9 protein-coding genes are annotated in these 12,769 nt (G+C 43.6%); 8 read left to right on the forward strand and 1 reads right to left on the reverse strand.

Annotation, left to right across the window (positions count from 1 at the left end):
- Positions 1–23: 23 nt before the first annotated feature.
- Positions 24–2,096, forward strand: coding sequence for a thiamine pyrophosphate-dependent enzyme (locus L0B70_RS13120; RefSeq protein ID WP_235142227.1), 2,073 nt, complete (start codon positions 24–26; stop codon positions 2,094–2,096).
- Positions 2,097–2,433: 337 nt separating this feature from the next.
- On the opposite strand, the gene cax is transcribed toward L0B70_RS13120, so the two are convergent.
- Positions 2,434–3,492: a calcium/proton exchanger gene (gene cax, locus L0B70_RS13125; RefSeq protein WP_235142228.1), complete on the reverse strand. Its 1,059-nt coding sequence runs from the start codon at positions 3,490–3,492 to the stop codon at positions 2,434–2,436.
- Positions 3,493–3,930: 438 nt separating this feature from the next.
- On the opposite strand from cax, the gene ligA reads away from it, so the two are divergent.
- From ligA to L0B70_RS13160, 7 genes are all read left to right on the forward strand, one after another.
- Complete coding sequence (gene ligA, locus L0B70_RS13130; protein WP_235142229.1) at positions 3,931–5,934, forward strand: NAD-dependent DNA ligase LigA; 2,004 nt, start codon at positions 3,931–3,933, stop codon at positions 5,932–5,934.
- An 83-nt stretch (positions 5,935–6,017) separates the two neighbouring features.
- Positions 6,018–7,439, forward strand: coding sequence for a M17 family metallopeptidase (locus L0B70_RS13135; protein ID WP_235142230.1), 1,422 nt, complete (start codon positions 6,018–6,020; stop codon positions 7,437–7,439).
- Between the two features lie 141 nt (positions 7,440–7,580).
- Positions 7,581–8,792, forward strand: coding sequence for an acetyl-CoA carboxylase biotin carboxylase subunit family protein (locus L0B70_RS13140; protein ID WP_235142231.1), 1,212 nt, complete (start codon positions 7,581–7,583; stop codon positions 8,790–8,792).
- A gap of 77 nt (positions 8,793–8,869) precedes the next feature.
- Positions 8,870–9,583: an alpha/beta hydrolase-fold protein gene (locus L0B70_RS13145; protein ID WP_235142232.1), complete on the forward strand. Its 714-nt coding sequence runs from the start codon at positions 8,870–8,872 to the stop codon at positions 9,581–9,583.
- Positions 9,584–9,655: 72 nt separating this feature from the next.
- Positions 9,656–10,615, forward strand: coding sequence for a RimK family alpha-L-glutamate ligase (locus L0B70_RS13150; RefSeq protein ID WP_235142233.1), 960 nt, complete (start codon positions 9,656–9,658; stop codon positions 10,613–10,615).
- Between the two features lie 132 nt (positions 10,616–10,747).
- Positions 10,748–11,854 (forward strand): carboxylate-amine ligase, encoded by a 1,107-nt coding sequence (locus L0B70_RS13155; RefSeq protein ID WP_235142234.1) that lies wholly within the window; start codon positions 10,748–10,750, stop codon positions 11,852–11,854.
- A gap of 39 nt (positions 11,855–11,893) precedes the next feature.
- Positions 11,894–12,721, forward strand: coding sequence for a type 1 glutamine amidotransferase (locus L0B70_RS13160; protein ID WP_235142235.1), 828 nt, complete (start codon positions 11,894–11,896; stop codon positions 12,719–12,721).
- The last annotated feature ends 48 nt before the right edge of the window (positions 12,722–12,769 follow it).

Below are 12,769 nucleotides of genomic sequence, written 5' to 3' on the forward strand. Positions count from 1 at the left end.
TTAAATTTTTATCTTTGTTCACTATGGAAATTGATACAAAAAACCGCGTTTCGAAGGAGATTTTATTGAAAGCATTTAAGCATATGATGGTGGCCAAAGCCACGGCAGATGTTTACGAAGAGAACCGAAATATCTGCAAATACGTGCACTCCACTTCGCGTGGTCACGAAGCGATCCAGCTGGCGACGGCGTATCAATTGACCAAAGAAGACTGGGTATCGCCTTATTACCGGGACGAAAGCATGTTACTCGGAATGGGTTTTGAGCCGTATCAATTAATGCTTCAACTGTTGGCAAAAGCGGACGACCCCTTTTCGGGCGGACGATCTTACTACTCGCATCCGTCGAGCCGACAGCAAAATCTTCCAAAAATCATTCATCAAAGTTCGGCCACGGGAATGCAGGCAATTCCTACAACCGGCGTCGCGCAGGGACTCAAATACATTCAGGAATTTAATTTAGAACAATTTGAAAATAATCCTGTCGTCGTTTGCAGTTTCGGCGATAATTCCGTTACGGAAGGTGAAGTTTCGGAGGCCTTTCAGTTTGCCGCGCTACACCAGTTGCCCATCATATTTTTAGTTCAGGACAACGAATGGGGAATTTCCGTTACGAAAGAAGAAGCCCGAACTTCCGATGCGTATGATTTTGCTGCAGGTTTTGTCGGTTTGAACCGAATGAAAGTCGACGGCACCGATTTCGAAGCCAGTTTCTTAGCCATGCAAAAAGCCGTGGATTTCGTGCGGAAGGAAAGAAAACCCATGTTGGTTTGTGCGAGTACGGTTTTGATTGGTCACCATACTTCGGGCGTTCGGCGCGAATTTTACCGCGACGACGAAGATCTCACCAAACACCGCGCAAAAGATCCCGGAAATATTTTAAGAAACAGATTACTGGAAGAAGGTACTGACGAAGATCTTTTAAAACAGATCGAAAAGAAAGCACGTTTGGAAGTCGAACAGGCTTTCCATAAAGCTATTGAAGCGGAGGATCCAAAACCTGAAACCGTGGAAGATCACGTTTTCGCTCCAACTCCTATCACGGAAGAAGTTGGTGCAAGAGAAGGCGAAAATCCGGAAAAAATTGTGATGGTTGATGCGGCTATTCACGCCATTCAGGAAATCATGTGGAAACACCCCGAAGCCTTGCTTTACGGTCAGGACGTGGGCGAAAGGATTGGCGGCGTGTTTCGCGAGACGGTGACATTAGGAAAAAAATTCGGTAATAAAAGAGTTTTCAATACCCCGATTCAGGAAGCTTACATCATCGGTTCAACCGTGGGAATGAGCGCGGTGGGACTGAAACCGATTGTAGAAGTTCAGTTTGCCGATTATATTTATCCCGGCATCAACCAACTGATCACGGAAATTTCCAAATCAAATTATTTAAGCAACGGAAAATTTCCGGTGAGCAATATTATTCGCGTGCCAATTGGCGCCTACGGCGGTGGCGGACCTTATCACAGCGGAAGTGTTGAAAGTATTTTGTGCAATATTAAAGGCATTAAAATCGCCTACCCGAGCAATGCTGCAGATTTTAAAGGCTTGCTGAAGGCAGCGTATTACGACCCGAATCCGGTGATTATGCTGGAACATAAAGGCTTGTATTGGAGCAAAGTTCCGGGCACCGACGATGCAAAAACCATCGAACCGGCGGAAGATTACATCTTACCTTTCGGTAAAGGAAATATTATTTTAGAAGCCGACAAAACCGAAACCGAAAAGGGCCGAACCATGCTCCTCGTTACTTATGGTATGGGAATTTACTGGGCTAAAGAAGCGGCGAAGAATTTTGCAGGAAGAGTAGAGATCATCGATTTAAGAACACTCATTCCGTTGGATGAAAAACTGGTTTTCGAACGTGCGAAACTTCACGGAAAATGCCTGGTTTTAACGGAAGAACAACTGAATAATTCTTTTGCTGAAGCTTTTGCGCACCGGATTTCCAAAGAGTGTTTTAAGCATTTAGATGCGCCCGTTGAAGCCATGGGTTCACTGAATTTACCGGCGGTACCGATCAACCTGGTTTTAGAAGAAGCCATGCTTCCAAACGCGACAAAACTCACGAAAAAGATTGAAGAAATTTTATCGAACTAAGGTGAGGTTCAGTTTAGTTTGTGAAGTCGCGGCTGGAAATAAAGGTTTTACCATTATGACTTAATGCGAAATTTTTTAACTCTTCAGTTTGATCTGGGAATATTTACGGAATTTAATTTCGGAAACCTTTAATGAAAAGATAATTACCATTAAGATTTAGGTCGCGGAATTAAGATGATTAAGATTTCCTTCGGAAATTTAAAACGGTGAACGGTGTTGTTAGACAATCGAACTTGATTTAAATTTTTGAATTCTGAGGAGTAAAATAACGTTCAACTTTTAAAAACTGTAATCCCAAAGCAAGCTGTCCAAAAGATTTTGCATCTTTTCTTGAAAATTATCCCCACCAAAAAGCCGCCGCAATAATAATATAAAGCCCGATCAGCGCCACGCCTTCCAGCCAAATACTTTCTCCATCAAACACAATGAACGCGCTTACCAGCACGGAAAGTGCCAGAGCAGCAAGCAAAAGCGGACTCAATACAAAAGACAATACCGCACCGCCCAAAAAGAAAGAAATCAATATCAACAGCGGATACAGCACCAAAGCGATCTGCAACGACGAATTCATAATCACACTCACCGCGTAATCCGCTTTATTTTTAATAGCCAGCTGAATGCCCACAATGTTTTCAATCGCATTTCCCGCAATTGCCACCACGATCAAACCGGCAAAAACCTCGTTAATGCCGAGGGAATCCATGGCAGGTTGCAGCGCTTCCACAAACCAGTCCGACACAAACGCAGCGCCCGCGCCGGAAGCCGCCAGCACAATGAGCGTCACGGGCAAAGACCAACTCGCCTCATGCGCTTCCGTGTCCTCCGCCGGAATCACCGACTGATCTCCTTTGATGGAAAAGCTCAAATAAGCTCCAAAAACAATGAGCAAAACCACCGAAACAATAATGTCGAGCATATTGATATGGCTTTCCGCGGGCGTGTGCAGGTAAAAAGTTAAGGTTGGAACAGCCATCGCGGCAAACGCCAGTATCATTAGGATGGCGTTCATTTTTGGCGGTTCCGAGTGGAAATATTGCCGCCCGTTTTTAATGCCACCAAAAAGTATCGCCATACCGAAAACCAGAACCGAATTTCCCAGAATAGATCCGATCAACGCCGCTTTAACCACCGTGATCAGGCCGGCTTTCAAGGCGAAAATACACACAAAAAGTTCCGGCAAATTTCCCAGTGCGGACTGCAAAACTCCCGTCGCGGCGGGTCCCATGCGGCTGCCCAATTGTTCCGTGGCCTTTCCTACGATCATTGCGACCAAAACCAAGGCCACTGCTGCAAGAAGAAACAACAAGACGGAATTTAAGCCGCTGTGTGTTGCAAAACCTGTGGCAGCCGCAACTGCAGCCGCACCGGCAAGGAGTAAAATATCTTTTTTCTGCATGGAATTTTTTTTAGAAGATTAAAAGTAGTAAAAAATCGAAAAGCGCAGTTCTTTGGGCGCACATTTCCGGCTCTTCATTACAATTTTTTTGCCACTTCCTTTGCCCTGTAAAAAAATTTCCATTGCGATCCGGGGCGCGGTTTGTTCCTCATAATAAAAGATGAATTTGAATCGATGTAGGACAACATCTTGCAATAACTTTGCAAATTTTATAAAATTGCAGTTTAACGCGAAACTGAAAACATCCCTGAAAATTTCTCTTGGAAACGAATTTCAAACCGTAACAAACGATTTAGAAACAGTTTTTGATATTATTTTTTTTATAGATCATCTTCTTTTAGACTCACCAATTTATTATAAATTGCGCTACGTTCCATTTTAATTTGTTTTTTTGTATTATTTTATTTTTACTAAAACTTTAATCTATTTTTCATAAATATGTCTCAAGATATTCAGCAAAAGATTCAGGCCCTGCGCGCAGAACTTCACCAATATAATTACGATTACTACACCTTAGACGAATCTGCCGTTTCCGATTTCGAATTCGATCTAAAACTGAAAGAACTGCATGATTTAGAAGCGCAGCATCCGGAGTTTTACGACAGCAACTCTCCCACTTTGCGCGTGGGCGGCGAGATCACGAAAAATTTTCCCACCGTTCAGCACCAGTTTCGCATGTACTCGCTGGATAATTCCTACGATTTTGATGATCTTCAAGACTGGGAAAAACGCGTGCAAAGAACGCTGAACGAACCTGTAGAATTTGTGGCCGAACTAAAATACGACGGCGCTTCCATTTCTATTCTTTATGAAAACGGCGTAATGAAGGAAGCCGTAACACGCGGCGACGGCTTTCGCGGCGACGAAATTACCTCTAACGTGAAAACCATTTCCGACATTCCGATGCAGCTGTACGGCGGTTTTCCCGAGCGGTTTTTTATGCGCGGCGAAATCTATCTGACGCGGAAAAACTTCGATAAAATTAACGAACGCCGCGAGGAAGAAGGTTTGGATCTCTTTATGAATCCGCGGAATACAGCCTCCGGAAGTTTAAAAATGCAGGATTCCGCAGAGGTAGGGAAAAGAAAACTTTCTGCCGTTCTGTATCAGTTTATTTCCACCGAAATGCCTGCAGAGACGCATTGGGAACTCCTGCAAAAAAGCCGTGAATGGAGTTTTCGCATCTCTGACCAGGCAAAACTTTGCAAAACGTTGGACGACGTTAAAACCTTCATTAATTTTTGGGATGTAGAAAGACATCAGCTGCCCTTCGAAATTGATGGAATCGTTTTAAAAGTGAACTCCTTAAAACAGCAATCCCAGTTAGGATACACCGCCAAATCGCCGCGTTGGGCAATGGCCTATAAATTTAAAGCTGAAAAAGTGGAAACTGAATTGCTGGCCGTGACTTATCAGGTCGGCAGAACCGGTGCCATCACGCCGGTGGCCAATTTAAAACCTGTTCTGCTTGCCGGAACAACGGTTAAGCGCGCGAGTCTGCATAACGAAGATATCATCCGAAAACTCGGCTTGTACGAACATGACTTCGTTTATGTAGAAAAAGGCGGCGAAATTATTCCAAAGATCGTTGGTGTTAATTTAGAGAAACGAAATCCCGCAAATCGTGAAATCGAGTACATTAAAAACTGTCCGGAATGTGGGACTGAGCTGGTGAAAATCGAAGATCAGGCGATTCATTTTTGTCCGAATGATCTGCATTGTCCGCCGCAGGTTGTGGGCCGAATGATTCATTACGTTTCGCGCAAAGCTTTAAATATTGAAAATTTAGGCGCAGAAACCATCGAACAGCTGTACCGCGAAAAGTTGGCGGAAAATCCTGCAGACTTTTACGTTTTAACGAAAGAACAACTTCTGCCCCTGGAAAGAATGGCGGAAAAATCTGCGCAGAACATCATTGCTGGAATCGAGAAATCCAAAGAAGTTCCGTTTGAAAAAGTGTTGTTTGGAATTGGCATCAAGCACGTCGGCGAAACGGTGGCGAAAAAACTTGCAAAAAATTTCGAATCGATTGAAGCTTTACAAAACGCCAGCGCAGAAGAACTCATTCAGGTGGAAGATATTGGTGGAAAAATCGCAGAAAGTATTGTGGCTTTCTTTCAAAATCCGGAAAATCTGCTGATGGTTGAGCGGCTGAAAACGTACGGCGTTCAACTGGAAAACGGTGAAAACACGAATGTGCTTTTAAGTACGGCTTTGGAAAATAAAACGTTTCTTTTCACCGGAAAACTGTCTCTGTTTACGCGCGAAGCCGCGGAAGAAATGGTGGAAAAACATGGCGGAAAAAACATTTCGGCGGTTTCGAAAAACCTGAACTATCTCGTAGTTGGCGAAAAAGCCGGCAGCAAACTGAAAAAAGCGCAGGACATCGGCACAATTGAAATCCTGGATGAGCAGGAGTTTTTAGATTTAGTTTCAAATTAAATCGTTAAACTTATCAGAACTTGCCACTTAAAAACACTTGACGAAATTTTCCTTACCTTCAAAAATATTAACTGAAATTTAAAATGATCCAAATTAACCTTCGCAATAAACCCACAAATCAAATCACCCAAAAACTCTCCTTCTTCACGGAAAAGAATTGGAAAACGGAAAAGCAAAATTTCGCCGAAAACCTAAGTGGAATTTTTTCGGCCCGAAAAGACGAAACCTTTATTCTTTTGGAAGAAAATACTGTTCATTTTTTAATTGGCTTGGGCAATGAGCCGAAGAATTTTGAAATGCAGGCCTGCGCGGAAAAATTCTCCTACCAATTCAGAAAAAAACTGAAGGCGCAACCCACGCTTCTTTCATGTGAAAATTTAAATGATGACGAGATTGAAAGTTTAGCACGCGGTTTATATTTAGGAACTTACGAATATCCATTTAAAGAAGAACATCCCCTTTTTCAACCGGAATTCGAACTGGTTATCGGAAGTTTCGAACCAGAAAATCTGGAGCGGTTAGCCTTAAAAATTTCCGCGCTTTGCGAAGGTCAGTTTGCCTGCATGGAATGGCTGAACAAGCCGCAAAATTTTAAACGCGTTCCGCAGATTTCGGATTTTTTGGAAGATGTTGCTGAAAAATATAATTTAAAAAGAACCGTTTTTAACCGCGCGAAATCGGAAGAAGTAGGATTGGGCGCATTTCTTTCGGTGAATCAGGGAAGTTCGCAGGAAGCGGCTTTTACGATTTTGGAATATCAGTGCGACAAACAAGAGGCAAAAACCGTTGGTTTGGTGGGGAAATGCGTTCTTTTCGATACGGGCGGAATTTCAATTAAAGGTTCCGAAAATCTGCACTACATGAAATCTGATATGGGCGGTGCCACCGCCGTTATCGGAACCCTCATCGCCGCGGCGAAAAACAAACTCCCTCTCAATCTGGTCGTAATTTTGCCCATCACCGATAATGCCGTTTCGAATACGGCCTACATTCCGAGTGACGTGATCAAAGCTTACAACGGCAAAACCATCGAAGTACTCAACACCGATGCCGAAGGACGAATGACACTCGCGGACGGACTCTCCTATCTCTCCAAAAATTATAAAAGCGATGCCCTGATCGATCTCGCCACTCTGACGGGAAGTTCTGTTAGAATGTTCGGCTCTACGTGTGGCGCCTATTTTAGCAACAACGAAAATTTAAAAAAATCCCTTGAAAAATCCGGCTATAAAACCAACCAGCGCGTCTGGAATTTACCGCTCTGGGATATTTGGAAAGACGACTTCACCTCTGACGTGGCCGATTTTAAAAACATTTCTTCTAAACCCTTCGGCGACTGTATTGTTGCGGGGAAATTTTTAGAACAGTTCATTGAAGGCCACCCAAACTGGGCGCATCTGGATATCGCGGGCGTGGCTTTCGGTAATGTGCAGTACATGAAAGAAAAAGGCGCAACAGGTTATGGCGTGCAGCTGCTCCTGGATTTTTTGGAAGATTTTGCCTAAAAAATTAGGGTATTTAAAATTTTCTCTGTATAATTGATAGGGTATTCTCAAATATTGAATAATTTTAAAAAATCTATGTTTATTATTTAATAGAAATTTGTTTATATTTTTGAAAATCCATTAATTTTTAACATTCGTTATATGATGGAGAAAACGATCGTCTGTATTTCCTGTTATTACAAGGGTTACGATTTTATGGACGAAATAAAGAATCTCGGCAATAAAGTAATCCTCATCACTTCCGAAAACATTAAAGAAAAAAACTGGCCCTGGCACGCTATCGACGAAGTTTATTACATGCCCGAAATTGAGCCTTCGGTTTGGAACCTGGATCATTTGGTTCAGGGATTTTCGCATTTAATGAAAGACAATAAGATCGACGCGGTAATTGCGCTGGATGATTACGATGTGGAGAAAGCCGCACTCGTTCGCGAAACCTTCCGCATCCCAGGCATGGGACAGACAACGCACCGATATTTTCGCGATAAACTCGCCATGCGACAGCTGGCAAAAGATTCCGGCATCGTCGCCCCGCAATATTCTTCAATTTTCAATAACGAGGTCGTCAGCGAATTTACGGCGAAAAATCCCGCGCCCTGGGTTTTGAAACCGCGGTCGGAAGCTTCGGCCACGGGAATTATCAAAATTAAATCTCAGGAAGAACTTTGGCCGGCAATCGAAAGACTTGGCGATCAGCGTCATTTATTTTTGCTTGAAAGTTTCAAGCCCGGCGACGTTTTTCATGTGGACAGTTTGGTTTATAAAAAAGAAATCGTCTTTACTTCCACTTCGCAATATCTTTCGCCACCCATGGCGGTTTCTCATGAAGGCGGCGTTTTCCGCACGAAGACATTAAGCCGATATTCCGACGAATTTAAAGCACTGGACGAAGCCAATTCGAAAGTCTTGAAAAGTTTTGGCCTGGTGAATGGTGCCACGCACACGGAATTTATTCGCGGAAAAGAAGACAAAAAATGGTATTTTCTGGAAACCTCTTCGCGCGTGGGCGGCGCTCACATTCCCGACCTGGTGGAGGCTTCCAGCGGAATTAACCTGTGGCGCGAATGGGCCCGCATCGAAAATGCAGTCCTTAAAAATCTGGACTACGAAGTTGCAAAACCCACGGGATTTTCCGCAGGACTCATTATCGCCTTGGTTAAAGACCAAAAACCTAATTACGACGACTTCAATTGCGAAGAAATCGTGCGGTTTCTTCCGCTGGATTATCATATCGGAATCGTTTATAAATCCGACAGCAAGGAAAAAATTGAGCATCGGCTGGATGAAGCAGCAGAAAAAATAACGAAAGACTTTCTAAATATTCTGCCACCCAAATCCAAACCAGGTTCCTAAGGACTTGGCAATCATTTGATGTTTAAAAGGTCGTAAAATAAGAACCCTTAAAACAGTTTCAACGTAAAAATAAATATATGCCGAGAATTGAACATACCGATTTTTATTCGCACCTTTTAGGAATGAGTTTAAAGGTTGAGGTGACCGGTCATTATGGTCACCCTATTTTAATGTTTCCCACATCACAGGGCCAGTACACGCAGAACCACGATTTCAAACTCAACGAAAGCATCAATTGGTTTGTAGATCAGGGAAAAGTAAAACTTTACAATATCGAAACCATCGATAAGTTCAGTTTTTACGACAAAAATATATCTCCGGCAGAGCGCATTCGAAATTACGAGATGTACGTACAGTTTTTAATTCAGGAGTTCGTGCCATATCTGCAAAGTCTCCATTCGGAACACCGTATCGCGGTCGCCGGCGCAAGTTTTGGCGGATACCACGCAGCAAATTTTGCTTTCCGCTTTCCGGATGTCGTGTCGCACATGTTCTGCCTGTCTGGCGCTTTTTCCATCAGAAATTTTATGGACGGTTACAGCAGCGATCTCGTTTACTTTAACTGTCCGCGCGAATTTGTGCGGAATGACGAAGCCTGGAAATACAGCCACATGCACATTGTTTTAAGCACGTCCGATGAGGATATCTGCCTGGAGCAGACAAAGGAAATGGCCGGAATTTTGGCTTCAAAAGGAATTGACCACTGGTACGACGAACGGAAATGGATCAACCACGACTGGCCGCTTTGGCGCATGGTTTTCCCTATGTTCATGGGCAAATTTTTTAGCTGAGACTTTCAAACAAATTTTGAAAAGCTCAAACAAACCTCAAATAGAACACAATAACATCAAACAAATAATAAAATGGCAAAAAAAGTAGGAATATTATTCGGTATGGAAGACACTTTTCCGTGGGCTTTCATTGATAAAGTAAATGAAATGGGCAACGGCGATGTGGTTGCAGAAGCCGTAATGATCGATAAATTAGAACAAGGCGCAGATTACGGATACGCGGTGATTATCGACCGGATTTCGCAGGACGTGCCTTTCTACAGAGCTTATCTGAAAAACGCAGCGCTGAACGGAACTTACGTAGTGAACAACCCTTTTTGGTGGAGCGCCGACGAAAAATTTTTCAACAACGCTCTGATGACCAAAATTGGAATTCCATTGCCGAAAACCGTCTTGCTGCCCAGTAACGACCGGCCGACAGATACTACCGAGAAATCCTTCCGAAATCTCAAATTTCCGCACGACTGGGATTATATTTTCAATTACATCGGCTTTCCTGCGTACATGAAACCCCACGATGGTGGCGGCTGGAAAAGCGTTTACCGCGTGGAAAACGCCGAAGACATGTGGCACAAACTGGGTGAAACCGAACAGCTCGTGATGATGCTGCAGGAAGAAATTGTTTTTCAGGATTATTACCGCGTGTATTGTCTCGGCAAAAAATACGTGCACATTATGCCGTATGAACCGCGGAATCCGCACCATTTACGATATGCAACAACGCACCAGACAGAAGGCAAAGAACTGGAAAAACTGCTGAAAGTGATCCACGATTACACCATTAAAATGAACGAAGAACTGGGCTACGATTTCAACACCGTAGAATTTGCAGTGAGAGACGGTATTCCCTATGCCATCGACTTCTGCAATCCAGCGCCGGACGCGGACCGCAATTCTGTGGGCGAAGAAAATTTTGCCTGGATCGTAGAACACGCCGCGAAATTCGCCATTGAAAAAGCGAAAGAATACGAACCCGGCAAACCAAATATTTCCTGGGGGAAATTTGTAAAAGATACCATCAACAAAAGTTAGAAAATACCGGATCAGTAGGAAAACATTAAGAATACTATCGTCACGAACTTCGGTTGTCCGAAATTGACGAAAATTTTTCTCCACATCAAACTTCCTGAGTTTTCATACTGATCCCTCCTAAAACACAAAGCTATGCATCAATTTACCATTGGCGTTGAAGAAGAATACCAAATTATCGACGTGGAGACGCGGGACCTTGTTTCGCACGTGTCCAAAATCATCGAAGGCGGAAAAGCCACCTTACAGGAAAATTTAAAGCACGAAATGCACGAATCGGTGATCGAGATGGAAACCGGTATCTGCAACAATATTCAGGAAGTGAAAGCCGAACTCACTGATCTCCGCAAAAGACTTATTAAAGTTGCGCACGAAAACAATCTGCGCGTTTCCGGCGGCGGCACGCATCCTTTTTCGCGGTGGCAGGACAATCAGATCACGAAACAGGAACGTTATGACAAGATTATTCTAGACCTGGGTGACGTAGCTCGTTCAAATCTGATCTTCGGTCTGCACGTGCACATTGGAATTCCGAATCGTGAAGAAGGCATCCGAATCCAAAATGTGATGCGCTATTTTCTGCCGCACGTTTACGCCCTTTCCACCAATTCGCCCTTTTGGGTGGGCCGGAATACGGGTTTTAAATCTTACCGGCAGGAAGTTTTCGTAAAATTTCCGCGTACCGGAATCCCAAGTTATTTCAGTTCCGTGGCGGAATTCGACGCGTATATCGAACTAATGATCAAAACAGGCACGATTGACAACGCAAAGAAGATTTGGTGGGACTTGCGGGTGCATCCCTTCTACCCAACAATCGAGTTCCGGATCTGCGATATGCCTTTGCGGGTGGACGAAACTGTATGTTTAGCTGCGATCATGCAGTGTTTGGTCGCGAAGATCTACAAACTACACGAGCAGAATATGAGTTTCCGCAGTTACAGAAGGCTGCTGCTTAACGAGAATAAATGGCGCGCCTCCAAAGACGGCATCCACGCACATCTTATCGATTTTGGAAAAGAAACCAGCGTTCCCTACTGCGACCTGCTGAAAGAACTCCTTAATTTTATCGATGATGTTGCAGACGAACTGGGGTGCAGAGATGAAATTGAATATGCCTGGGAAATTCTGAAAAACGGAACCGGGGCGGACCGTCAGCTGGCGGTTTACGAACAAACCGGCGATCTGAAAGCCGTAGTGGATTACATGATTTCGGAGACAGAATACGGAATAACATACGATTAAGCTATTATTTCTTAATTTTGCAGCGTAAATATTTATTAAATGAAAGAGATCAAAGTGGCCCTGCTCGACATGAATAATCATCATGTAAACCAAGGGATGCGCAATATAAAAGAAATTTCCGAGGCCTTCAAGGAGAACGCAGATGAAGCCGTTTCTATTGAAGTTTTCGATGTGAGATACAAAAACGAAATACCGGTTGTAAGCGGTTTCGATATTTTTATTTCTTCGGGAGGTCCGGGAAATCCGCACAAAGAAGGTTACGAATGGGAAGAAAAATACGCAGCATTTTTAAATGAAATTTGGGAGCACAACAAAACGCACGATAACAAGAAGTTTCTTTTTTTAATTTGCCATTCCTTTCAGGTGGCCAGCATTCATTGGGGTTTGGGAAATATCTGCAAACGTAAATCCTACTCTTTCGGCGTAATGCCGATACATAAAACCCGGGAAGGCAGTAAAGATTTTTTACTGCAGAATTTGCCGCTACCCTTCTACGCGGTAGATTCCAGAGGTTATCAGTTTATTGAGGCAGACAATGCCCGCCTGAAAGAAATGGGCATGAGAATAATGGCATTGGAAAAAGTTCGTCCACATATCCATCTGGAGCGCGCGGTGATGGCGATTCGGTTCTCCAACGAAATTTTTGGCACCCAGTTTCATCCGGAAGCAGATCCAAAAGGAATGCTCGAGAATTTAAAGGACGATAAAAACCGCGAGGCTATGATTGAAAACTATGGTCTGGAAAAATACCTGCAAACCGTGGACAGAATGGATGATCCGGAAAAAATTATCCTCACGCAGGCACAAATTCTGCCGCGCTTTTTGCAGCACGCCGCCAAAGAGGTTTTGAAGTGTGAACTGGCCTGAGACAAAGTAATGCGTTATTTGTAAATTCCCCTGTTTAACGTAAGCGTC

This window comes from Kaistella sp. 97-N-M2 (assembly GCF_021513235.1).
Taxonomy (GTDB): domain Bacteria; phylum Bacteroidota; class Bacteroidia; order Flavobacteriales; family Weeksellaceae; genus Kaistella.